Genomic DNA, 21,919 nt, shown 5'->3' on the forward strand with positions numbered 1-21,919 from the left:
CATGCAACCCAACTCCCCGTGGCGAAACTCCGACTTCCGCGCCCTGTTCACCGCGACGAGCCTCAGCCAACTCGGCACCAACGTCGGGTACGTCGCCGTCCCGCTCATCGCCGTGTCTGCCCTCGACGCCCGTCCCGGCCAGGTCGGGGCACTGGCCACCCTGAGCACCGCCGCCTTCCTCCTCATCGGTCTTCCCGCCGGGGCCTGGGTGGACCGGATGCGCCATCGGCGCGTACTGATCACCGCTGACCTGGCCCGAGCCGCGCTGTTCGCCCTCATCCCGCTGGCCTGGTGGTGGGACGCCCTCACGCTCTGGCAGTTGTATCTGGTCGTCTTGTTGAACGGCTGCGCCACCGTCTTCAGCGATGTCGGCGCGCAGAGCGTGTTGCCGCGAGTCGTCGGCCGTGACGGCCTGGTCCAGGCGAACGCCGCCGTGGTGAGCCTGATGGCGGTCGGCAACATAGCCGGGCGGGGCGCGGGCGGGGCGCTGGTCCAGCTACTCAGCGCGCCCGTGGCGGTGGCGTGCGCGGCCGTGGGCTACCTGGCCTCGGCCCTTCGGCTCACCGCCATTCGCCGTACCCCGGCGTCGGCCGGGACGGGGCAAGCGACCCGGTTGAGCACACAGATCGCCGAAGGGCTGCAGCACGTCTTCAACAACCCGGAACTACGGGCCCTCGCGCTCACCGCAACCCTGTCCAACCTCGGCTCGCAGATCATCAATACCATGCTTCCGGTGCTGTTCATCCGGGAACTCGGCCTCCCGGCCGGCGCGCTGGGCCTGTTCTGGGCGGTGGGCGGGGCCGGCCTGCTGCTGGGATCCCGCTGCGCTCGCCCCATCGCCGGACGGCTCGGCTACGGCCGCGCGCTCGGTCTCGTCGGCCTGTGCCTGGCGCCCGCCGGACTGCTCGTACCGCTCATCGACCGGGGCCCCTGGTTATGGCTCGCCGGGACCGGATGGCTGCTTGCCCTGTTCAAGACGGGCATGGACAACGTACTCGGCGTCAGCCTGCGACAGCGGATGACACCGGACTCCCTCCTCGGCAGGATGAACGCCACCTTCCGCTTCCTGCTCACCGGCGCACTCGCGATCGGCGCCGCCGTGGCCGGACTGATCGGCGAGTTGGCCACCGCGCACGCCACGCTCTGGGTAGGGGGTGCCGTGCTGACGGTGGCCTTCCTGCCCGTGTTTCTCTCGCCCCTTCGCACCCGCCGCGACTTGCCAGAATCGCCGGCGGGCAAGAACGACGACGGCGCCGATCAGCGAACCGGGTCCCCGGCGCTGGCCGGTGCGAACCGTCCGGTGGCTGAAACGCCGGGTCTGTTGTCCGGGCCACCATCGCCGAACACTGACCGCGCCATGATCAAGTAATTGGCGAGCTGGGACAGCAACCCCAGCGCGGGGCCGGTTGAGGAAGGGCCTCTTGTTGACGTACGTACTCAACAAGAGGCCCTTCCTCAACCCTTACCGTCAGGCCGGGAGCGTCCAACGCTGGTTGGCGCCGGCGAAGCAGTCCCAGATCTGCAACCGGGTGCCGTCGGCGGAGCTGTTGTCGCTGGCGTCGAGGCACTTGTTCGACTGCGGGTTGCGCAGCGTGCCGTTGGACTGCGCCTGCCAGACCTGCGCGCCGCTGCCGTTGCAGTCCCAGAGTTGGACCTTCGCGCCGTTGGCGGTGGAGCCGCTGGTGATGTCGGCGCACTTGCCGAGGGCGCGCAGCGTGCTGTCGCTGGCCACGGTCCAGGTCTGCGCGTTGGTGCCGTTGCAGCCCCAGAGCTGGACGGCGGCGCCGTTGGCGGTGCTCGCCGAGGCCACGTCGACGCACTTGCCGGCGATCCCGGTGATCTGACCGGTACGACCGGTCGGCGGCGGGGTGGTGCCGCCCATGATGGTGTCGTACATGGCGCTGAGCAGTGAGGTCGAGCCGCTGGTGTCCTGCGACAGCTCCCAGTTCATCACGCCGCCGGCGTTTGCGAGGGCCCACTGCGTCTTGCGCTTGACTGTCGGAATGCCGTTCCAGCACTGCTGGCTGCCGCCGATGGTGGCGCAGTCCCGGTTGGCGTTCGCCGGGTCGAGTCCGACCAGGTACGAGTAGTTGTAGTAGACGGGGCGGCTGTAGAACGGGATGCCGAGGACGGCCTTGCTGGCTGGCAGGCCGCGGGCCTTCCACAGGTTGATGCTGTTGATCGACCAGTCGTAGTTGGCGTGCGGGCTGCCGCCGTCGTACGCCATGATGTTGAGCCAGTCGACCTGGTTGAACACTGCCGTCTGGACGCCCTGGACGCTGCCGCCCTCGCTGACCACGGCGGCGGTGAGCAGCTTGCCGCGACTGTGCAGGGCGCTGCTGAGCTGCGTCATGAGCGCCGTGTAGTTGTTGGCCGAGGCGCCCGGGTCGGGGTACTCCCAGTCCATGTCGACGCCGTCGAGGTTGTACTGGTTGACGAAGTTGATCAGGTTGTTGACGAAGTTGGTGCGGCTGGTGGCGTTGGCGGCGAGCGTCTCGAAGGCCGAGTCGTTGCCGTCGTTCCAGCCGCCGACGGCGATGGAGACCTTGACGTTGTTGGCGTGCCCCTGGGAGACCAGCGAGGAGAGCCGCGCCCCGTCCACCCCTTGCAGGGTGCCGTTGCTGTTGGGCAGGACGAAGGCGTAGTTGATGTGGGTGAGCTTGTTGTACTGGATGGTGTTGATGTTGCCGGCCCAGGAGGGCATGTAGCCGACGCTCTTGAAGTTGTTCGGCAGCACCACGGCCTGCGCGGGGGCGCTGGTGACGGTGAGGGTGGCGCCGGCGGTGGCCAGCGCGAGCAGGCCGGCGGCGAGGGCGCGGCGCAGTGGTGAGGACATCGGGGGCCTTCCCGTGGGCGGGGGACGACACCCGCCCGCGCAGGGTTGTCGCGGGCGGGGGGTGCGGGGACGCAGGGACGGGTGGGCCTCGAGGCAGCCAAATCTTAAAGAGTGTTAACTGTCCGCGTCAATCAACGTCGATGGATTTTCCGACGATCGGTGTCGATATGGGGTTTGCCCAAACGACCGTTAAGCTGACGGGGTGGGACTCGACGAGCTGTATCCGCCGGATCGGTTGATCGCCGCGCAGCGCGCGACGGCCGCCGCCGGCCTGGACGCCCTCCTGCTCACGCCCGGCTCCGACCTGCGGTATCTGACCGGGTACGACGCCCACGCGGGGGAGCGGCTCACCTGCCTGGTGCTGCCCGCCGAGGGTGAGCCGACCCTCGTCGTGCCCCGGCTCGAACGCCCGGCCGCCGAGGCGTCCCCCGCGCCGGCGACCGGAGTGCGCATCGTCGACCACGTCGACGGCACCGACCCGTACCCTCTGGTCGTCGCCGCCCTCGACGGCCCGGTCGCCGCGGTCGGGCTCGCCGACCGGATGTGGGCCGAGCAGGTCCTCGGCCTGCGCGCGGCGCTGCCCGACGCCGCGCAACGGCTCGCCGGGGAGGTACTGCGCGAGTTGCGGATCCGCAAGTCCCCGGCGGAGGTCGCGGCGCTCGCCGAGGCTGGCGCGGCGATCGACGAGGTGCACCTGCGGATGGGCGAGTGGCTGCGCCCCGGTCGCACCGAGGCCGAGGTCGCCACCGACATCGCCGCGGCGATCCGCGCCGCCGGGCACGTCACCGTCGACTTCGTCATCGTGGCGGCCGGGCCCAACGGCGCCAGCCCGCACCACGGCACCTCCGACCGTCCCATCGGCGTCGGCGAGCCGGTGGTGGTCGACATCGGCGGCACCATGGCATCGGGCTACCGCTCGGACTGCACCCGCACCTACCTGGCCGGCGGGTCGGCGCCAGCCGACTTCCTGGACTACTACGCGGTGCTGCGCGACGCCCAACGCGCCGCCGTCGAGGCGGTGCGCCCCGGGATCACCGCCGCGGCGGCCGACGCCGCGGCCCGCACGCCGATCGCCGCCGCCGGCTACGGTCCCGCGTTCCTGCACCGCACCGGCCACGGCATCGGCCTGGACGGGCACGAGGAGCCGTACCTGGTGGCCGGCAACGACCGACCACTCGACGCCGGCATGGCGTTCTCCATCGAACCGGGCATCTACCTGGCGGGCCGGCACGGCGCCCGCATCGAGGACATCGTCGTCTGCACAACGGACGGCGTGCAACGGCTCAACACCACCCCCACGGAGCTCATCGCGCTATGACTGTCGACCGGATCCTCCCCACCGACGAGGCCCACGACCTGCTGGGTCTCGCCACCGAGCTCGCCGACGGCGAACTCGCGCCGAAGGCCGCGGCCTTCGAGGAACGCGCCGAGTTCCCCCGCGAGGTGCTGCGCACGCTGGGCCGCGCCGGCCTGCTCGGCCTGCCCTACCCCGAGGAGCACGGCGGAGCGGCGCAACCGTACGAGGTGTACCTGCAGGTGCTGGAGATCCTGGCCAGCCGCTGGCTCGCCGTCGCCGAAGCGGTCAGCGTGCACACCCTGTCCTGCTACCCGGTGGCGGCTTTCGGCAGCGACGAGCAGCGCAAGCTGCTGCCGGACATGCTCGGTGGCGAGTTGCTGGGCGCGTACTGCCTCTCCGAGCCGCAGGGTGGCTCGGACGCGGCGGCGCTGACCACCCGGGCGGATCGTGACGGGGACGCCTACCTGGTCTCCGGCACCAAGGCGTGGATCACCCACGCCCACGCCGCCGACTTCTACAACGTCTTCTGCCGCACCGGAGGGCCCGGCCCGAAGGGGATCTCCTGCCTGCTCGCCGACGCGGGCACCGCCGGCATCGCCCCGCAGGCGGCCGAGCGGACGATGGGGCTGCGCGCCTCCCCGGTGGCGCAGATCGCCTTCGACGAGGCGCGGGTGCCGGCCGACCGGTTGATCGGCGGCGAGGGGATGGGCTTCACCATCGCGATGTCCGCGCTGGACTCCGGCCGCCTGGGCATCGCGGCGTGCGCTGTCGGGCTGGCCCAGGCCGCCCTGGACTACGCGGTCTCCTACGCCCGGGAGCGGCAGCAGTTCGGGCGCTCCATCATCGACTTTCAGGGGTTGGGGTTCCTCCTCGCCGACGCGGCCACCCAGATCTCCGCCGCCCGCGCGCTGACCCTGGCGGCGGCCCGGCTGCGTGACGCCGGCCGCCCGTACTCGATCGAGGCGGCCAAGGCGAAGCTGTTCGCCACCGACATGGCGATGCGGGTGACCACCGACGCGGTGCAGGTGCTCGGCGGCGCGGGTTACGTGGCCGACCACCCGGTGGAGCGGTACATGCGTGAGGCGAAGGTGTTGCAGATCGTGGAGGGCACCAATCAGATCCAGCGGATGGTGATCTCCCGGGCGCTGGCCAAGGGCTGACGACGGCACGCGGTGGTGGGGCCGCGGTGGGTGCGTCACGACCCACAGCGGCCCGCCACTCGGGTACCTCGTCGCCGTGCGACGGTTTTCCCGGTAGGTTGCACGCCGTGGAGGAGATCGACCGCGCTATCGTCGCCGCGCTGACCGCCGACGGCCGTCTGTCGTACACCGACCTGGCCGAGCGGGTGGGGCTGTCGGTGTCCGCCGTGCACCAGCGGGTCCGTCGGCTGGAGCAGCGCGGGGTGATCAAGGGGTACGCCGCCCGGGTGTCGTTCGAGGCGCTGGACCTGCCGCTGACCGCGTTCGTGGCGATCCGGCCGTTCGATCCGTCGCAGCCGGACGACGCACCGGAGCGACTGGCCCACCTGCCGGAGATCGACTCCTGCTATTCGGTGGCGGGGGAGGACTTCTACCTGCTGCTGGTGCGGGTGGCCAGCCCCACCGACCTGGAACGGGTGCTCCAGGAGATCCGCACCTCGGCGAACGTCACGACCCGGACGACTGTGGTGTTGTCCACGCCGTACGAGAACCGGCCGCCGAAGATCAGCTCTGCGGCACCGAGTCGGTCGCGGTCCCGGGCGCCGGAGGAGCCGGCTGGTTCCACCGCAGGATGACCTGCCGGCCGTGTTCGTGACCGAGCGCGCTGACCGTGGCGGTGTCCAGGCGTAGCCGCCCACCGGCGGACGGGGGCAGGCCGATCCAGCGGGCGCCGAGCACCCGCAGGCTGTGCGCGTGCCCGACCAGCGCGACGGTGCCACGGTCGAGCAGGGGGGTGACGCGGGCCAGCACCCGGTCGAGCCGTTCGCCCACCTGCGCGGGGGACTCGCCGCCGGGGCAGCCGTCGGTCCAGATGTTCCAGTGCGGATCGTCGTCGTGGATGTCGACGGTGGTGCGGCCCTCGTACTCGCCGTAGTTCCACTCGCTGAGGTCCTCGTCGACGGCGTCGACGGTGAGCCCGGCCAGCTGCGCGGTGCGCAGCGCACGGGAGCGGGGGCTGGTCAGCACTGTGACGAAGCGCCGGCCGGCCAGGAACGCGGCCAGGGTGCGCGCCTGTCGCTCGCCGTCGGGTGTCAGCTCCAGGTCGGTGTACGAGGTGTGCCGCAGGCTGGCGCTCCAGGTGGTCTCGCCGTGCCGGATCAGCAGGAGCTCTCCCATGCGGTCAGTTAACCATCGTGGGGCGGTGCCGACAGGAGACCCTCCCACTACCTATCTTCCTAGGATGCCTTAGCGGATGTGCCGACCGGCACTGCCGGTTTCGGCACCCGGAAACCGGGCAAGCGAGCCAGGACAACCGCCAGACCGAGGAGGCGCGATGAGCTTCACCGAGAAGGCAAAGAACAAGGTTGAGCAGATGGCCGGCGCCGCGAGGGAGCGCGTCGGCGACATGACCGACAACGAGCGGATGCGTGGCGAGGGCGCCAGCCAGCAGAGCGACGCGCGCGCCAAGCAGGCCGGTCAGAACGTCAAGGACGCTGGTCGCAACGTGAAGGACTCGTTCACGAAGTGACCTGAGCTGTCCACGGGTCCCCGGGCGCACCGTCGCCCGGGGACCCGTCGTGCTGCGTTCTCTGGTGCTGGCGGCGTTGGCCCTTTTTCCTGCTCGGCCTGGCGGTCACCATGAACGCCCCGCGCAGTTCTGCGTGGCCAACTGCGGTGGCGGCCTCGGCACCCTCTCGGGCGGGAGAACCCTTGGTGAGCCATATACCTGGGAGTCATATTTATGCCTCTGAGGTATATCGCTTACCGGAGCGGCACCGCCCCGACGCGCGACGCGCGCAAGGCCCGCGTCGCCAGGGGCCACTGCCTGCTCTGGACGAGGTGGGCGAGGTGCGTCCGCCGGCGTTCGGGACGGTGCGCGCGGGACAGTGAGGCGCTTTCGCGTCTGCGATGATCTGCGGCGTGATCCGACCCCGCCTCCGCCCATTGTGGTGCGGCGTACTGGTTGCGGCTGCCGTTGTCGGCAGTGTCGCGTGCACGGCCTCCCGGGTTCCACCGCCGGAGGGGCCGGTCTTCGTCGGCTCGTCCGCCTCCGCGGCCGCGCCGTCGGCCGGCGCCTCGCAGGCGGTTCCGACGCCGACGGCTGCCGCCACCCCACAGAGTGCCCCGACGCCGACGGTTGCGGCTGCTGTCCCGGGGGCGACGCGGGTGGGGAGCAGGGCGCCGGTGGTGGATCACGGGCCGCGCACCGGTGCCACTGTCGCGCTGACCTTCGACGCGGACATGACCGACGGGATGTTGGCCAGCCTGCGGGCCGGCCGGGTGAAGTCGTACGCGAACCTGCGCATCCTCGACCTGCTGGAGCGCGAGCAGGTGCCGGCGACGTTCTTCCTGACCGGCAAGTGGGTCAAGCGGTATCCGGACGTGACCCGGCGGATCGCCGGCAACCCGCGCTTCGAGTTGGCCAACCACACCTACGGGCACGCGGCGTTCACCGCCGACTGTTACGACCTGCCCCGGCTGCCGGTCGACGAGCTGGCCGGCGATGTGGCGAAGACGTTCGAGGTGATCGCGCCGTACGGGGGTCGGCAGACCCGGTACTTCCGGTTTCCGGGGTTGTGCCACGACGCGGCGGCGTTGGACGCGTTGGCGCCGCTGGGTGTGACGGTGGTCGACGGGGATGTGGTGAGCGGCGATCCGTTCGCGACGGCGTGGAAGCCGTTGGTGCGGGCGGTGTTGGACCACGTACGCCCCGGCTCGGTGGTGATCATGCACGTGACCGAGGCGAACGCGGCGATGACGGATGAGGCGTTGCCGCACATCCTGGCCGGGTTGCGGGAGCGAGGGCTGGTGCCGGCGCCGTTGTCCGAGGTGCTGGCCGAGGGCTGAGGCTCAGCTTTCCTGCACGTCGTCGACGGTCAGGACGATCTTTCCGCGGCGGGATCCGTGCTCGGCCGTCTGGTGCGCGTCGTCCGCCTTCTCGAGCGGGAAGGTCGCTTCGATGGGCACCCTGAACCGGCCCTCGGTGAACAGTTCGGCTGCGGCGGGCAGGCCGTGGCGGCCGTCGGGTTCGCCGGCCAGTTGCCCCATGGACAGGCGGACGCCGTGGGTGGGCGCGGTGAAGTCGGCAAGGGTGAGCACCGCTGTCGGGTCGCCGGTGAGGTGGAGCAGTTCGGGCAGGGACCCGGCGCCGGCGACGTCGAGGGCGCGGTCGATCCGGGTCACGCCCAGGGCGTCGAGGCGGGTGGTGAGGTCGGGGCCGTAGGTGACCGGTGTCGTCCCGAGCTGGCGGAGGAAGTCGTGGTTGTCGGCGCGGGCGGTGCCGATGACGTGGACGCCGCGGGCGGTGGCGAGTTGGACGGCGGTGCTGCCGACGCCACCGGCGGCGCCGTCGACGAGGAGCGTCATGCCGGGGCGTAGGTCCAGCAGGTCGAGGGCACGGGTGGCGGTCTCGATGCTGGTGCCCGCCGCGCCGGCCTGGGCCCACGGCAGGGCGGTGGGCTTGTGCGCCCAGAGCTGTAGTACCGCGAACTGTGCGCTCGCGCCGCCGAGTCTGGCCAGCTCGACGATGCCGAAGACATGGTCGCCGAGGGTGACCCCGTCGACGTCGTCGCCGATCTCGTCGACGATGCCGGCCGCGTCGACGCCGGGGATGTGTGGCAGCGGCAGTTGGGCGCTCATCGGGGTGCGGCCGGAGCGGAGGCCGATGTCGACGGGGGAGACGCCGGCGGCCTGGACGCGGATGCGGATCTGGCCGGCCCGGGGCCGTGGCGCGTGAGTGGTCCCGAGGTGCAGTACCTCGGGGCCGCCGAACCGGTCGTACTGCACGGCGAACATCAGGGGCTCCTCTGCCTGGGAAGACGGGGTGATGGTCGTACCGTAGGCCGGAAACGGAGCGGCCGTTCCGCTGTGGGGTCAAGTGAGAGGGAGGGCGGTCGGAGATGTCTCAGATGCAGCGTGCCGATGCCCGGTTCAACCGTGACCGGGTGGTGGCGGCGGCACGGGAGGCGTTCGCGTCGGCGGGGCTCGAGGTGCCCATGCGGGAGGTGGCGCGACGGGCGGGGGTAGGTGTGGCGACCCTGTACCGGCACTTCCCGACGCGTACGGAGTTGGTCGCGACGGTCCTGGCCGAGCGGGTGGACGACTGCGGTGTGCGGATGCGCCGCGCGCTCGACGACCCGGACCCGTGGCGGGCGTTGTCCGGCGTGGTGCGCGAGTTCGCCGAGCGGCAGATCCACGACCGGGCGCTCAACGAGGCGTTGGTGGGGCCGGGTGAGGTGAGTGCGGCGTTTCAGCGGGAGCGGCGGGAGCACGCGCAGGCGTTGAACGTGCTGGTCGGGCGAGCCCGGGCGGCGGGTGTGCTGCGCGACGGCGTCGACGTGGACGACGTGCGGGCCGGCCTGCTGGCCATCGCGTCGCTACGGCGGTTGCCGGCTACGACGAGTGCCCAGGTGATCGGTAGGGTCGCCGATCTGGTGCTCGCCGGTATCCGCGCCTGACCGGTGCGGGCTGTCACGGTTGTCGTCACACCGGACATGGACTGGATGTGAGCTCAGGGACAGAGCAGGACGAGGGCCGCTTCCGGCGGGTCTACGCCGAGGACTTCGAGGCGCTGTTGGCGTACGCGTTGCGTCGGGTCGCGCATCCGGAGGATGCGGCCGACGTCGTCGCGGAGACCTTCCTGGTGGCGTGGCGTCGCCGGCAGGACATTCCGGACGGCGGTGAGGCTCGGCTGTGGCTGTACGGGGTGGCCCGGCGGGTGTTGGCCAACCAGCACCGTGGTGGTGTTCGGCGGCAGCGCCTCGGGGAGCGGTTGCGCCAGCAGATCGTGGTTTCGGTGGCCGATCCGGGGAGTGAGGTGCCGGAGCGGCTTGCGGTTCGGGCGGCGTTGGCGGGTCTGGCCGAGGTGGACCGGGAGGTGCTGATGCTGACCGTCTGGGAGGGTCTGCGGCCGCATGAGGTGGCTGCGGTGCTGGGGGTGGGTTCCACCGTGGTTCGGACCCGGTTGTCGCGGGCGCGGGCGAGGTTGCGGGGGCTGGTCGGTGACGACCCGGGGCCGCCCGGACATGTGCTGGATGTGTTGACCGCGCCTACCCGTACGGAGGACTGATGAGCGGCGATGAGCGTGTTGACCGGCTGGTTCGGGATGCCGACCCGGGTGGGCTCGGTGGCGTCGGGGACCTCGCAGGGGTGAAGCGAACCCTCTTGGAGGAGATCGTGTCCGAGTCGGGGGTCGAGGGCGGTGCCGGTATTGCGCGGCGGCGGTTGCGGGTGCGTCGCTTCGCGGGCGTGGTGACGGCGGCAGCGGTGCTCATGAGCGTCGTGCCGGCCTCCATGGTGTTGCGGGGGCAGGCCGAGGGCGGTGGGGTTTCTCCGATTGTCACCCCGGCCGAGGGGGTCGTCTTTTCGCCGTTGGTGCTGGCGGCGGCGGAGCGGAACCCGCGGCTGCTGATCGATCGGCCTGGCTGGAAGGTGACTGATCTGTCGGGGTTCACCGAGGAGCTGGGCATGATCCGTTTTCGCCGGGGTGAGCGGGAGTTGGAGATGAACTGGTTTTCGGCGTGGGTGTACACGTATCGCTATTCCGATCGGCTGGCCGACGGTCCTCCGAAGTCGGTGCGGGTCGCTGGTTGGCCGGGTGATCTGTTCCAGAACCTCAACGGTGATTTCACGGTGCTGTTGCGTCCCCACGACGACGTGGTGGTGGAGATGAGCACCTCCGGGAACTGGTCGCGTGAGGACCTGGACAGGGTTCTCGCGGACATCGTCCGGGTGGACGCGCGGACGTGGTTGGCCGCGCTTCCGGCGGAGATGGTCATGCCGGTGGGGGAGAGGGCGGCGAAGGTGCTCGCCGATGTGCCGCTGCCGCCCGGGTTCGACGTCGCGGCGCTGGAGGACATCGGCGTGAGTGACTCGTACCAGTTCGGTGTGGGTGTGACGTCCCGGGTCGGCTGCGGGTGGATCGCGGAGTGGCAGCGGGCGAGGGCGAGTGGGGACGAGGCCGGGGTGCGGCGGGCCGCCGACGCGTTGCGGAGCAGTCACGGGTGGCGGGTGCTGCGGGACATGGACAAGGCCGGTGACTGGCCGGAGGTGTTCTGGGAGTACGCCGACGAGATTTCGGCTGGGACCCTGCGACCCTCCTACGTCCCGGGCTTGGGCTGCCAGTGACGGAAGACAGCGGCGCCCCCGGGAAGACCACCCCGGGGGCGCCGCTGTCGGTGGGTCAGTCGTCGCGGTGGTCGTTCCACCACTGCTGGCCGTCGGCGGGCAGGGTGTCGATCGGGTCGTAGTAGGCGTAGCGCTTGTTGAGCGCCTCCAGGTCGGCGGACTCGATGGAGGTGCGGTAGTTCTTCGTCCAGTAGGAGATGCCGCGCTCGCGGTCGTAGTCGGTGAGCATGTGCACCCAGCGCTTACCGACGAAGGGGACGTCGCAGACGATGCGGGGGGTGGCGTAGCCGGGCAGGTAGCCCATGATGTCGTGCTGGAGTTGCTGGGCGTGCCAGACCGGGACCCGCCAGTGTTCGGCGTTGGGGATCATGTCGCACATGTAGAAGTAGTACGGCAGGATCCCGGCTTCGCCTTGGAGGGCGAAGCAGAGGTCGAGCAGTTCCGGGGTGGTGGCGTTGACGCCGCGCATGAGGACGCCCTGGTTGCGGACGTCGCGGACGCCGACGTCGAGGGCGGTCTGGGCGGCCTTGGCGACCAGTGGGGTGAGCGACTGGGCGTGGTTGACGTGGGTGTGGATGGCGAGGTTGACGCCTCGGCGGGCGGCGGTGCGGGCCACCCGCTCCAGGCCCTCGACGACGTCGGGCTGCAGCCAGTGTTGGGGTAGGCCCATGAGGGCCTTGGTGGCGAGCCGGATGTCGCGGACCGTGTCCAGTTCCAGCAGGCGCATGAGGTACGACTCGAGGTTGCGCCAGGGGACGTTGGCCACGTCGCCGCCGGAGACGACCACGTCGCGGACGCCGGGGTGGGCCTTGAGGTAGGCGATGTGGGCGTCGTAGCGGTCGACGGGCTTGAGGGTGAGTTTGAGTTTGTCGACGGCGGGGGTGGAGTTGCCGACGAGGTCCATGCGGGTGCAGTGCCCGCAGTACTGGGGGCAGGTGGAGAGCAGTTCGGCGAGGACCTTGGTCGGGTAGCGGTGGGTGAGCCCTTCGGCGACCCACATGTCGTGCTCGTGGAGGCTGTCGCGGCTGGCGTAGGGGTGTGAGGGCCAGTCGGTGCGTCGGTCGGAGGCGACCGGGATCATGTAGCGGCGGATGGGGTCGGCGAGCAGCGCCTCGGTGGTGAGGGTCGCGAACGGCACCATCGTGTTGATCATTTGTGGTGGCACCAGCATGGACATGGTGGCCAGGGCCAACTGGTCGGCTTCGAGGTCGGCGTAGAAGGTTTCGTCGATCAAGTCACCGAAGACGGCGCGGAGCTGCTTGATGTTCTTGACGCAGTTGACGCGCTGCCACTGGGCGGATTCCCACTGGTCGCGGGTGACGTGGCGCCAGCCGGGGAAGCGGGTCCAGTCGGGTTCGACCAGGGGGCGGCGGTGGTATTCGTAGGGCTGCCCGGCGGTCGGTGTGGCGGCCGGGACGTGACGGGGGTGCGGGATGGTCTGGGTCACGGCCCCTCCTCGGTGTTGCGGCTGATCATCGGAGCCCGAAGGCTACTGGAAAATATTCGGTACAGAAACTAGTCTGCCGTAAGTTTTCCCGTTACGCGAGCCTTGACCGGGGCTTCGAACGGCTGTCAGGGGGAGGTTGGCGTGACGTCACCGGTGGGACTGCACCGCGTCGTGCAACCGGCGGGGGTGCTGCCGCAGGCGGCCTGGCGCCTGGACACGTCGGCGGCGATCGCGCCGAACGAGGTGCGGATCCGGGTGCAGCGGCTCAACCTGGACGCGGCGAGCTTCCGGCAGTTGTCCGAGAAGCACGGCGGGGACGGTGACGCGGTCCGCGCCGAGGTGCTGGAGATCATCGCGACCCGGGGGAAGATGCAGAACCCGGTGACCGGTTCCGGCGGGATGTTGATCGGCACGGTCGAGGAGGCCGGTCGGCGGTCTCCGCTGGGGCTCAGGGCGGGGCAGCAGGTCGCGACGCTGGTGTCGTTGACGTTGACGCCCCTGGTGATCACCGATGGGTTGGCCCGTTGGGACGGGCGCAGCGAGCAGGTGCCCTGCGACGGGTGGGCGATCCTGTTCGCGCGCTCCATCGCCGCTGTGCTGCCCGACGGCGAGGACCCGCAGTTGTCCCTCGCCGTGCTGGACGTGTGCGGGGCGCCCGCGCTGACCGCCCGGGTGGTGTCGCGCTACGTCGAGGAGCGTCGGCGTAGCGGTGATCCGACGCCGGTGCGGGTCGCGGTGATCGGTGGGGCGGGTAAGAGCGGGTCGCTGTCACTGGCGGCGGCGCGACGGGCGGGCGCCGCGCGTACCGTCGGGGTGGTGCCGGTGGCGGCGGAGCGCGATGCGCTGACGGCCGCCGGTCTGGCGTCGGTGGTGGCGTTGGCCGACGCGCGTGACCCGGTGGGGTTGTCCACCGCGGTGACCACGGCGCTGGGGGTGCCGGCGGACGTGACGGTGGTCTGCGTGGACGTGCCGGGGTGCGAGCACGGGGCGGTGCTGGCCACCGCCGACGGCGGCACGGTGATCTTCTTCTCGATGGCGACGAGCTTCTCCGCGGCCGCGTTGGGCGCGGAGGGGTTGGCGGCGGACGTGACGATGCTGGTGGGCAACGGGTACGTGCCGGGGCACGCGGAGTTGGCGTTGGGGCTGCTGCGGGCCGAGCCTGGGGTGCGTCAGCTGTTCGCGGCGCGGGTCGCGGCAGACTGAGGTCATGACGAACCCCTCGACGTTGTATCGCGGCGGCGTGCTGCACTGCCCCGCCGACCCGAGCGCCACCGCGCTGCTGGTGTCCGGTGGGCGGATCGCCTGGTTGGGGACCGACGGTGACGCGCCGCCGGCCGACCGGGTGGTGGACCTGGGCGGGGCGTTGGTGACGCCGGCGTTCGTCGACGCGCACGTGCACGCCACCGACACCGGGTTGGCGTTGTCCGGGTTGGCGTTGTCCGGGGTGCGTTCGGCGGGGCAGCTGCTCGACGCGGTGGCGGGGTTCGCGGCGGGTCTGCCGGCGGACGCGGTGGTGCTGGGGCACGGCTGGGACGAGTCGGGTTGGTCGGATCCGACGTTGCCGGACGCCGCGGCGCTGGACCGGGCGGCCGGTGGCCGGCGGGTGTACCTGTCGCAGGCGTCGATCCACTCGGCGTTGGTGTCGTCGGCGTTGCTGGCGGCGTGTCCGCAGGCGGCGCAGGCGGCCGGGTACGACGCGTCGGGCTGGTTGCGGCGCGACGCGCACCACGTGGTGCGGGCGGCGGCGCAGGCGTCGGTGAGTCGGGCGCAGCGGGTCGCGGCGCAGCGGGTGGCCCTGGGTCACGCGGCGTCGTTGGGGATCGCGGCGGTGCACGAGTGTGGTGGCCCGGAGATCTCCGACGAGGAGGACTTCACCGGTCTGCTGGGCATCTCCGGCGCGGGGTTGCCGGAGGTGTACGGGTACTGGGGTGAGTTGGGTGGCGCGGCGCGGGCCCGGGAGTTGGGCGCGGTCGGCGCCGGTGGGGACCTGTTCGCCGACGGGGCGTTGGGCTCGCGCACGGCGCACGTGTCTCGGCCGTACGGCGACGGTGATGGCTGCGGGCACGGGTACCTGTCGGTCGAGCAGGTGCGCGATCACCTGTTGGACTGCGCGGCGCACGGCATGCAGGGCGGTTTCCACGCCATCGGTGACGCGGCGATCGGCACCGTCCTGGACGGGTTCGCGGCGGCGGCGCGGACGGTGGGGGTGGAGCGGTTGCGCGCGGCCCGGCACCGCATCGAACACGCGGAGATCATGAGTAAGGCGTTGATCGCGCGGTTCGTGGAGTACGGGGTGGTGGCGAGCATGCAGCCGGCGTTCGACCGGTTGTGGGGCGGCGCGGGCCGGATGTACGAGACGCGGTTGGGGTTGGACCGGGCGTTGGAGTCGAACCCGATGGGTGCGATGCACTCGGTGGGGGTGGCGTTGGCGTTCGGGTCGGATTCGCCGGTGACCGCGCTGGACCCGTGGGGTTCGGTGCGGGCGGCGGTGGCGCACCACAACCCGGCGCAGCGGATGGGTGTGCGCTCGGCGTTCGCGGCGCATACCCGGGGCGGGTGGCGGGCGGTGCACCTGGACGTCGAGGGGGTCCTGGCGTTGGGTGCGCCGGCGACGTTCGCGGTGTGGTCGACGCCGGCGGGGGTCGAGCGGGGTCTGCCGGTGTTGCAGGCCGAGGACCCGGAGGCGCGGGGTCCGGACGATCCGACGCCGTTGCCGGTGTGCCGGCGTCTGGTGCTGCGCGGTGAGGTCATCTACGAGGAAGGGTCATCATGACCGGAAAGCTTGATCTTGATCCGGTGCTGGTGGCGCGGGCGCGGGAGTTGGCGCGTCGGGCCGGGCAGCCGGTGGTGGACCTGGCGCGCAGCCACACCACGGTGTCGGTGGAGCGGGCGGTGCTGCGGTTGGCCGGGGTGACCGGCGCCGACCCGGATGGCATTCCGTGGGTGAACCGGCTGGTCGACGCGGTCGCCGCGGACGTGGGGTTGGGTCACGGGGTGGCGGTGCCGGTGTTCGACGCCCTGGTCCGTGAGGGCAGCACCGACGTGACGTTGCTGGCGCAGAAGGCGGCCGCCGGGTCGGTGCGGTTCGCCCTGCCCACCGGGAGGGCGGCCACGGCGGCCCGGTCGGCGGCGCGCAAGGCGGTCGGCGCGGGCATTCGGCGCATCGACCGGCGGCGCGCCGAGCGGGACCGGCTGGTGAAGCGCCACGGCGACCCGGCGCAGCGGCCGTGGATCTACCTGATCGTCGCCACCGGCGACATCTACGAGGACATTCCGCAGGCGCAGGCGGCGGCGCGCGCCGGCGCGGACGTGATCGCGGTGATCCGGTCCACCGGGCAGTCGTTGCTGGACTACGTGCCCGAGGGCGCGACCCGGGAGGGGTTCGCCGGCACGTACGCCACGCAGGAGAACTTCCGGCTGATGCGCGCGGCGTTGGACGAGTCGTCGAAGGAGGTGGGCCGTTACGTGCGGTTGACCAACTACGCGTCCGGGCTGTGCATGCCGGAGATGGCGACGCTGGCCGGGTTGGAACGCCTCGACATGATGTTGAACGACTCGATGTACGGGATTTTGTTTCGCGACATCAACCCGGTGCGCACGTTCGTCGACCAGCGGTTCTCCCGGCAGGTGCACGCCCGCGCCGGGATCATCATCAACACCGGTGAGGACAACTACCTGACCACCGCCGACGCTGTCGACGAGGCGCACACGGTGACGGTGTCGCAGTTGCTCAACGAGTTCTTCGCCCACGAGGCGGGGCTGGCGGACTGGCAGTTGGGGTTGGGGCACGCGTTCGAGATCAACCCGGAGGTGCCGGAGTCGTTCCGGTTGGAGTTGGCGCACGCGTTGCTGGCCCGGGAGTTGTTCCCCGACGCCCCGTTGAAGTGGATGCCGCCGACGAAGCACATGACCGGTGACGTGTTCCGGGGCAACCTGCTCGACGGGTTCTTCAACCTGGCCGGCGCGCTGACCGGTCAGGGCATCCTGCTGGTGGGGATGATGACCGAGGCGGTGGTGACGCCGTGGTTGTCCGACCGGGACATCGCCCTGCAGAACGTGCGTTACGTCCTCGGCGCGGCCGGTGGGCTGCACGAGGACTTCGTGCCGGCGCCGGGCGGGTTCATCCGCCGCCGCGCCAACCAGGTCCTCGGTGAGGCACTGGACCTACTGGAGCGCATCGGGGAGCAGACGCTGCTCACGGCGATCGCCGAGGGCACCTTCGGGATCATGAAGCGGCCCGCGGACCGCGGCAAGGGCCTGTCCGGGGTCGCCGCGCACGAGGCCGACTACTGCAACCCGGCCACCGACATCCTGGAGGCCGCCGCGTGAGCAAGCAGATCGTGCGCCCGTACGGGGACACCACCGGTGACGGGATGGTGCAGGTGTCGTTCACCCTGCCGGTGACCCACGACAAGCGCGCCGAGGGCGCGGCGGTGCAGTTGGCCAACAAGATGGGCATCGACCCGGCGATGGTGGTGCACGCCAGGCCGATGGGCGACGGGTTCACGTTCTTCGTCGTCTACGGGCGGGTCAACCACCTGGTCGACCTGGGCGCCGTGCAGGTGGTGGAACGCGACTTCGCGCTGCTGTCGGCGAAGGACGTCAACACCGTGATCAAGCAGCGGTTGCGGCGCAAGCTGTCAGTGGTCGGGGCGTGTATCGGCACCGACGCGCACACGGTGGGCATCGACGCGATCCTCAACGTCAAGGGCATCGCGGGGGAGAAGGGCCTGGAGTACTACCGGGAGTTGAAGGTCACCAACATGGGCGCGCAGGTCAGCGTGCCGGAGCTGGTGGAGACCGCCCGGGCGGAGAAGGCCGACGCGGTGCTCGTGTCGCAGGTGGTCACCCAACGCGACGCGCACCTGCACAACACCCGGGAGATGTCCGCCGCGTTCCGGGAGGCGATGCCGGCGGGGCGGCGTCCGCTGCTGATCGTCGGTGGTCCCCGCTTCGACGAGTCGATGACCGACGAGTTGGGCGTGGACCGGATCTTCGGTCGGGGCACCACGCCCGGCGAGGTGGCCAGCTACCTCGTGCACGCCCTGATCACGCAAAGGAAGGCGATGGCATGACCGACGCACGGCTCGGGTTGACGGTGACGCACCGGCGGTATGTGCCGTACTCGCACGCCCACTACGCCGGCAACCTCGTTGACGGGGCGTACGCGCTGGGGTTGTTCGGCGACGTCGCCACCGAGGTGTGCATCCGCACCGACGGTGACGAGGGCCTGTTCGCCGGGTACGCCGATGTGCGCTTCCACGCGCCCGTGCACGCCGGGGACGTGGTGGAGGTCACCGCGCGGGTGTCGCGGGTGGGCACCCGCAGCCGCACCCTCGAACTGGAGTGCGCGGTGGTGTGCCGGGGTCGCCCGGACCGCTGCGCGTCCGCCGCGGAGGTCCTCGACCCGCCGATCGTGGCGGTCACCGCGACCGGCACCGTGGTCGTCCCCGCCGCCAGCGTGAGTCGCGAGGAGTGAGCCGGGGTTGCGAGCCCCGCAGTCGCGAACAGGGAAACTCGTGAGCCTGGCGGTCTGCGCCGACGTCGGTTCCACGTACACGAAGGTGGCGGTCGTGGACCTGGCCGCCGGTGTCCTGGCCGGTGCGGCGTCGGCGCCCACCACTGTGGGCACCGACGTGTTGCACGGCCTGGACGCCGCGGTCGCGGCGGCCACCGCCGGGCTCGGCGCGCGCGACGTGCCGTGGTACGTGTGCTCGTCGGCCGGTGGTGGGCTGCGCCTGGCCGTGATCGGCTACGAGCCGCTGGTCACCGCGCAGGCCGGCCGGCGGGTCGGGTTGTCCGCCGGCGCGCACGTGGTGCACGTCGTGGCCGGACGGCTCGGCGCCGCCGACCTGACGGCGTTGCGGGCGGCCCGCCCGGACGTGGTGCTGCTCGTGGGCGGCACCGACGGCGGCGACGCCGACACGGTCACCCACAACGCCACCCGCCTGGCCCGGGCCCGGTGGCGCCGGCCCGTGGTGTACGCGGGCAACGCCGACGTGCGCGAGCAGGTGACCGGGCTGCTGCGTGACGCCGGGGTGCCGGTCACCGACGCCGACAACGTCCTGCCGCGCATCGGGGTGCTCGCCCCGGCGTCGGCGCGGGCGGCGATCCGCGCGGTGTTCCTGCGCCACGTCATCGGTGGTAAACGACTGTCGCGGGGTGCCCGGTTCGCGCGGCTGGTGCGGGCGGCGACCCCCGACGCGGTGCTCACCGGTGTGGAGGTGCTCGCCGACACCCTGGGCGGTGACCTGGCCGTCGTCGACGTGGGTGGGGCCACCACCGACGTGTACTCGGTGCTCACGCCCGACGAGCGGGCCACCGGGCCGGGCCGGGAGGTCGCCGGCAGCCTGTGGCGGGCCCGCACCGTGGAGGGCGATCTGGGCATGCGGTGGAGCGCCCCCGGGGTGGTGCGGGCCGCCGCGGAGGAGCGGCTGCTCACCGACGGCGAGGCCGACGACCTGGGTGCCGCTGCCGCGCGGCGGGCGGCCGACCCGGCGTTCCTGGCCGTCGACGACGTCGAGCGGGCCGTGGACCGGCGCATCGCCACCCTCGCCGCGACGGTGGCGCTGCGCCGGCACGCCCGGGGCGCCGCCACCGGCGAGCGGGCCGGGAGGGACCTGCGCGACGTACGGATGCTGGTGGGCTCCGGTGGGGTGCTGCGGCACTCGCCGCCGGACGTGTCCGGGCAGGTGCTGACGGCGGTCCTGGCCGACCACGCCGGCGGGTGGGCGCTGCCGCGCGCCGCCGCGGCGGTGGTCGACGCCGACTACGTGTTGGCCGCCGGAGGGCTGCTCGCCGAGGAGCACCGGGGGGCGGCGCAGGCGCTGCTGCGTCAGCATCTGCGGACGCATTGAGACTCGCCGACCCGACACGCCGTGTCGCAACACACGACAGGCCGGCTGCGGGTTGACAACCGACGGGGGTCGGCACGTACCGTCTTTGAGTCCTACCACGGGAAGCGGCTGTTGTTCGCTTCGTCCCTTCGTCCGCTGGCCGAGCGACATTTTTGAGCGTCATCGTCGCGGCGGCCAGGTCCAGCGGGCGGGGGTCGGCGGGGCGGCGCGAACCGGCCGCGGTTACCGGTGTACGGGCAGGGTGAGGTGCACGGCCAGTAGACAACGGCCCGGCGGGGGCAGCCAGTCCACGTCCGGTCGGTCCGAAGGTCGTCGTGCCCCATCCTCGCCACACCGGCCGGGAAGGGCCTGGGAGCATCGGGGCGCGGCGCGAGCCGCGCCCCGATTTCATGTCCACCGGGCGGTTCGTGCCCGACGGCCCGACCGGTCCGGTGCACCCGCCAGCCAGGTAACCTTCGCCCCGTGATCGAGGTGAAGCGGTGACGACCCTGGACCGGGATGAGACGCACACCCCGGCGGCGCTGCCCCGGCCGGTCGTTCCCGGTCGGCCGCTGCCGCTGCGGGTCGCCGTGCCCCTGGCCGTGGCCGCCGGGCTGGCCCTGCTGGTGGCGTTCCCCCCGTACGGGGTGTGGCCGCTCGCGCCCGTCGGGGTGGCGTTGCTGGCCGCCGCCGCGCATCGGCGGCGGTTACGCGCCGGCGCCGGCCTGGGCTTCCTGACCGGGGTGGCGTTCTTCGCCCCGCTGCTGGCCTGGACGAACCTGCACACCGGCTACCTGCCGTGGGTGCTGCTGTCGCTGCTGCAGGCCGGCTACCTGGCGTTGCTGGGGGTGGCCACCGCCTGGGTGTCGCCGCTGGTCGACCGCGCCCGCTGGGCGTGGCCGGCGCTGACCGGGCTGCTCTGGGTCGGGCAGGAGGCGCTGCGCGACCGCACCCCGTTCGGCGGGTTCCCGTGGGGGCGGTTGGCGTTCAGCCAGGACGGCTCACCGCTGCTGCGCCTGGCCGCGCTCGGCGGCGCCCCGCTGGTCACCTTCGTCGTGGCCCTCATCGGCGGGTTGCTGGTCACCGCCGCCTGGCGGGGCTGGGTCACCGCCCGACGCCGGGCAGCTGAGCCCACCACCGCGCCGGGCGACGCCGCGCCGGGCGCTGACGGCCCGCTGGGCGGCCCGGCACGCCCCGGGGGTGCGGCGGCGCGGCCGTGGACGCCGGTGGTCGTACCGGCCGTCGTGGCCGTCGCGCTGACCGCCGGGGGCCTGCTGGTGCCGGTGGCCACCGCCGGGTCCGGCGACACCGTCACCGTGGCGATCGTGCAGGGCAACGTGCCCCGGCTGGGCCTGGACTTCAACGCCCAACGGCAGGCGGTGCTCAACAACCACGTCGACGCCACCATCGAACTGGCCGAGCGGGTCGCCGCCGGGCAGCAGCGGCGACCCGACCTGGTGGTGTGGCCGGAGAACTCCAGCGACATCGACCCGCTGCGCAACCCCACCGCCGGTGCGCGGATCTCCCAGGCCGCCGACACCATCGGCGCGCCGATCCTGGTCGGCGCGGTCCTGCTGGGTCCCGACGCCGGGCAGGTCCGCAACGCGGGCATCCTGTGGCGCCCCGGCACCGGCGCGGACCTTGGGCAGCTGTACACCAAACGCCACCCGGTGCCGTTCGCCGAGTACGTGCCGCTGCGCGACGTGGCCCGGATGGTCAGCAAGAAGGTCGACCTGATCCGCAACGACTTCGTACCCGGAAGCACCCCGGGCGTGGTACGCGCCGGCCCCACAGTGCTCGGTGACGTGATCTGCTTCGAGGTCGCCTACGACGAGGTGGTCCGCGACACCGTCACCGGCGGGGCGCAACTGCTGGTGGTGCAGACCAACAACGCCACCTTCGACGTGGCGGAGGCCCGCCAGCAGATGGCCATGGTGCGGCTGCGGGCGGTGGAGCACGGACGGCCGGCGTTGATGGCCTCCACGGTCGGGGTGTCCGGGTTCGTCGCACCCGACGGGCGGGTAAGCGATGCCACCGGGTTCAACACCCGGGAGGTCGTGGTGCGGCAGTTGCGGCTCGACGACGGACGTACCCTCGCCACCCGCCTCGGCTGGTGGCCCGAGGTGGCGCTCGCCGCGCTGGCCGCGGCGGCCCTGGTCGGCGCGGCGGTGCTGCGCCGGCGGCAGCGGGTCAGGCCCGGATAGCAACAGCCGGTACGCCGGCGGGAGCGGAGGAACC

General features: G+C 71.9%; 20 protein-coding genes. 16 read left to right on the forward strand and 4 right to left on the reverse strand.

Going from position 1 to position 21,919, the window contains the following annotated elements; all coding sequences use genetic code 11:
* Nucleotide 1: 1 nt before the first annotated feature.
* Entirely contained in the window at nucleotides 2-1,369 is a 1,368-nt protein-coding gene (locus NIE111_RS18395) for an MFS transporter (RefSeq protein WP_238685566.1), read from the forward strand.
* A gap of 99 nt (nucleotides 1,370-1,468) precedes the next feature.
* On the opposite strand, the gene NIE111_RS18400 is transcribed toward NIE111_RS18395, so the two are convergent.
* Nucleotides 1,469-2,836: a glycosyl hydrolase family 18 protein gene (locus NIE111_RS18400; RefSeq protein ID WP_238685567.1), complete on the reverse strand. Its 1,368-nt coding sequence runs from the start codon at nucleotides 2,834-2,836 to the stop codon at nucleotides 1,469-1,471.
* A gap of 202 nt (nucleotides 2,837-3,038) precedes the next feature.
* On the opposite strand from NIE111_RS18400, the gene NIE111_RS18405 reads away from it, so the two are divergent.
* From NIE111_RS18405 to NIE111_RS18415, 3 genes are all read left to right on the forward strand, one after another.
* On the forward strand, nucleotides 3,039-4,154 hold the full coding sequence (locus NIE111_RS18405) for a M24 family metallopeptidase (RefSeq protein ID WP_238685568.1): 1,116 nt from the start codon (nucleotides 3,039-3,041) through the stop codon (nucleotides 4,152-4,154).
* On the forward strand, nucleotides 4,151-5,293 hold the full coding sequence (locus tag NIE111_RS18410) for an acyl-CoA dehydrogenase family protein (protein WP_238685569.1): 1,143 nt from the start codon (nucleotides 4,151-4,153) through the stop codon (nucleotides 5,291-5,293). The genes NIE111_RS18405 and NIE111_RS18410 overlap by 4 nt, the downstream gene beginning before the upstream one ends.
* 107 nt (nucleotides 5,294-5,400) lie before the next feature.
* Entirely contained in the window at nucleotides 5,401-5,907 is a 507-nt protein-coding gene (locus tag NIE111_RS18415) for an Lrp/AsnC family transcriptional regulator (RefSeq protein ID WP_091398289.1), read from the forward strand.
* On the opposite strand, the gene NIE111_RS18420 is transcribed toward NIE111_RS18415, so the two are convergent.
* A complete protein-coding gene (locus NIE111_RS18420; RefSeq protein WP_210785778.1) occupies nucleotides 5,837-6,448 on the reverse strand; it encodes a histidine phosphatase family protein in 612 nt (203 codons plus the stop codon). The genes NIE111_RS18415 and NIE111_RS18420 overlap by 71 nt on opposite strands.
* Before the next feature lie 157 nt (nucleotides 6,449-6,605).
* Here NIE111_RS18420 and NIE111_RS18425 point away from each other — a divergent pair, with 157 nt between their 5' ends.
* Together NIE111_RS18425 and NIE111_RS18430 are read left to right on the forward strand one after the other, a co-directional pair.
* Nucleotides 6,606-6,800 (forward strand): CsbD family protein, encoded by a 195-nt coding sequence (locus NIE111_RS18425; RefSeq protein WP_088989634.1) that lies wholly within the window; start codon nucleotides 6,606-6,608, stop codon nucleotides 6,798-6,800.
* Between the two features lie 656 nt (nucleotides 6,801-7,456).
* Entirely contained in the window at nucleotides 7,457-8,119 is a 663-nt protein-coding gene (locus tag NIE111_RS18430; RefSeq protein WP_145788528.1) for a polysaccharide deacetylase family protein, read from the forward strand.
* Nucleotides 8,120-8,122: 3 nt separating this feature from the next.
* On the opposite strand, the gene NIE111_RS18435 is transcribed toward NIE111_RS18430, so the two are convergent.
* Nucleotides 8,123-9,067 carry an NADP-dependent oxidoreductase gene (locus NIE111_RS18435; RefSeq protein ID WP_238685570.1) on the reverse strand — a complete coding sequence of 315 codons (945 nt, stop codon included), beginning with the start codon at nucleotides 9,065-9,067 and terminating at the stop codon, nucleotides 8,123-8,125.
* A gap of 113 nt (nucleotides 9,068-9,180) precedes the next feature.
* Here NIE111_RS18435 and NIE111_RS18440 point away from each other — a divergent pair, with 113 nt between their 5' ends.
* Genes NIE111_RS18440 through NIE111_RS18450 form a run of 3 tightly spaced genes read left to right on the forward strand, consistent with a single transcriptional unit; the run spans nucleotide 9,181 to nucleotide 11,398 of the window.
* Complete coding sequence (locus NIE111_RS18440) at nucleotides 9,181-9,729, forward strand: TetR/AcrR family transcriptional regulator (RefSeq protein WP_238685571.1); 549 nt, start codon at nucleotides 9,181-9,183, stop codon at nucleotides 9,727-9,729.
* Nucleotides 9,730-9,776: 47 nt separating this feature from the next.
* Nucleotides 9,777-10,340 (forward strand): RNA polymerase sigma factor, encoded by a 564-nt coding sequence (locus tag NIE111_RS18445; RefSeq protein ID WP_238685572.1) that lies wholly within the window; start codon nucleotides 9,777-9,779, stop codon nucleotides 10,338-10,340.
* Complete coding sequence (locus tag NIE111_RS18450; RefSeq protein WP_238685573.1) at nucleotides 10,340-11,398, forward strand: hypothetical protein; 1,059 nt, start codon at nucleotides 10,340-10,342, stop codon at nucleotides 11,396-11,398. The genes NIE111_RS18445 and NIE111_RS18450 overlap by 1 nt, the downstream gene beginning before the upstream one ends.
* Before the next feature lie 55 nt (nucleotides 11,399-11,453).
* On the opposite strand, the gene NIE111_RS18455 is transcribed toward NIE111_RS18450, so the two are convergent.
* Nucleotides 11,454-12,845: a KamA family radical SAM protein gene (locus NIE111_RS18455; RefSeq protein WP_238685574.1), complete on the reverse strand. Its 1,392-nt coding sequence runs from the start codon at nucleotides 12,843-12,845 to the stop codon at nucleotides 11,454-11,456.
* Nucleotides 12,846-12,986: 141 nt separating this feature from the next.
* Between NIE111_RS18455 and kdd the strand changes: the two genes are divergently transcribed.
* The 7 genes from kdd (at nucleotide 12,987) to lnt (ending at nucleotide 21,885) form a co-directional block, all read left to right on the forward strand.
* Entirely contained in the window at nucleotides 12,987-14,048 is a 1,062-nt protein-coding gene (gene kdd, locus NIE111_RS18460; protein ID WP_504859147.1) for an L-erythro-3,5-diaminohexanoate dehydrogenase, read from the forward strand.
* A gap of 4 nt (nucleotides 14,049-14,052) precedes the next feature.
* Nucleotides 14,053-15,618: an amidohydrolase gene (locus NIE111_RS18465; RefSeq protein WP_238685575.1), complete on the forward strand. Its 1,566-nt coding sequence runs from the start codon at nucleotides 14,053-14,055 to the stop codon at nucleotides 15,616-15,618.
* A complete protein-coding gene (gene kamD, locus NIE111_RS18470; RefSeq protein WP_238685576.1) occupies nucleotides 15,615-17,174 on the forward strand; it encodes a lysine 5,6-aminomutase subunit alpha in 1,560 nt (519 codons plus the stop codon). Before NIE111_RS18465 ends, kamD begins: the two co-directional genes overlap by 4 nt.
* On the forward strand, nucleotides 17,171-17,920 hold the full coding sequence (kamE, locus tag NIE111_RS18475; protein ID WP_308193702.1) for a lysine 5,6-aminomutase subunit beta: 750 nt from the start codon (nucleotides 17,171-17,173) through the stop codon (nucleotides 17,918-17,920). Before kamD ends, kamE begins: the two co-directional genes overlap by 4 nt.
* Nucleotides 17,917-18,324: a 3-aminobutyryl-CoA ammonia lyase gene (gene kal / locus NIE111_RS18480; protein WP_238685577.1), complete on the forward strand. Its 408-nt coding sequence runs from the start codon at nucleotides 17,917-17,919 to the stop codon at nucleotides 18,322-18,324. The genes kamE and kal overlap by 4 nt, the downstream gene beginning before the upstream one ends.
* A 40-nt stretch (nucleotides 18,325-18,364) precedes the next feature.
* On the forward strand, nucleotides 18,365-19,702 hold the full coding sequence (locus NIE111_RS18485) for a glutamate mutase L (protein ID WP_238685578.1): 1,338 nt from the start codon (nucleotides 18,365-18,367) through the stop codon (nucleotides 19,700-19,702).
* A gap of 479 nt (nucleotides 19,703-20,181) precedes the next feature.
* Nucleotides 20,182-21,885, forward strand: coding sequence for an apolipoprotein N-acyltransferase (lnt, locus tag NIE111_RS18490; RefSeq protein WP_372488359.1), 1,704 nt, complete (start codon nucleotides 20,182-20,184; stop codon nucleotides 21,883-21,885).
* Nucleotides 21,886-21,919: the final 34 nt, after the last annotated feature.

Source organism: Micromonospora hortensis, assembly GCF_022230935.1.
Lineage (GTDB): Bacteria > Actinomycetota > Actinomycetes > Mycobacteriales > Micromonosporaceae > Micromonospora > Micromonospora hortensis.

What these genes read in the sequence shown, in the direction of transcription:
- NIE111_RS18395 (WP_238685566.1), top strand. Translation starts at nt 2, where the DNA reads ATGCAACCCAACTCCCCGTGGCGAAACTCCGACTTCCGCGCCCTGTTC.
- NIE111_RS18400 (WP_238685567.1), bottom strand. Translation starts at nt 2,836, where the DNA reads ATGTCCTCACCACTGCGCCGCGCCCTCGCCGCCGGCCTGCTCGCGCTG.
- NIE111_RS18410 (WP_238685569.1), top strand. Translation starts at nt 4,151, where the DNA reads ATGACTGTCGACCGGATCCTCCCCACCGACGAGGCCCACGACCTGCTG.
- NIE111_RS18420 (WP_210785778.1), bottom strand. Translation starts at nt 6,448, where the DNA reads ATGGGAGAGCTCCTGCTGATCCGGCACGGCGAGACCACCTGGAGCGCC.
- NIE111_RS18425 (WP_088989634.1), top strand. Translation starts at nt 6,606, where the DNA reads ATGAGCTTCACCGAGAAGGCAAAGAACAAGGTTGAGCAGATGGCCGGC.
- NIE111_RS18435 (WP_238685570.1), bottom strand. Translation starts at nt 9,067, where the DNA reads ATGTTCGCCGTGCAGTACGACCGGTTCGGCGGCCCCGAGGTACTGCAC.
- NIE111_RS18440 (WP_238685571.1), top strand. Translation starts at nt 9,181, where the DNA reads ATGCAGCGTGCCGATGCCCGGTTCAACCGTGACCGGGTGGTGGCGGCG.
- NIE111_RS18450 (WP_238685573.1), top strand. Translation starts at nt 10,340, where the DNA reads ATGAGCGGCGATGAGCGTGTTGACCGGCTGGTTCGGGATGCCGACCCG.
- NIE111_RS18465 (WP_238685575.1), top strand. Translation starts at nt 14,053, where the DNA reads ATGACGAACCCCTCGACGTTGTATCGCGGCGGCGTGCTGCACTGCCCC.
- kamD (WP_238685576.1), top strand. Translation starts at nt 15,615, where the DNA reads ATGACCGGAAAGCTTGATCTTGATCCGGTGCTGGTGGCGCGGGCGCGG.
- kal (WP_238685577.1), top strand. Translation starts at nt 17,917, where the DNA reads ATGACCGACGCACGGCTCGGGTTGACGGTGACGCACCGGCGGTATGTG.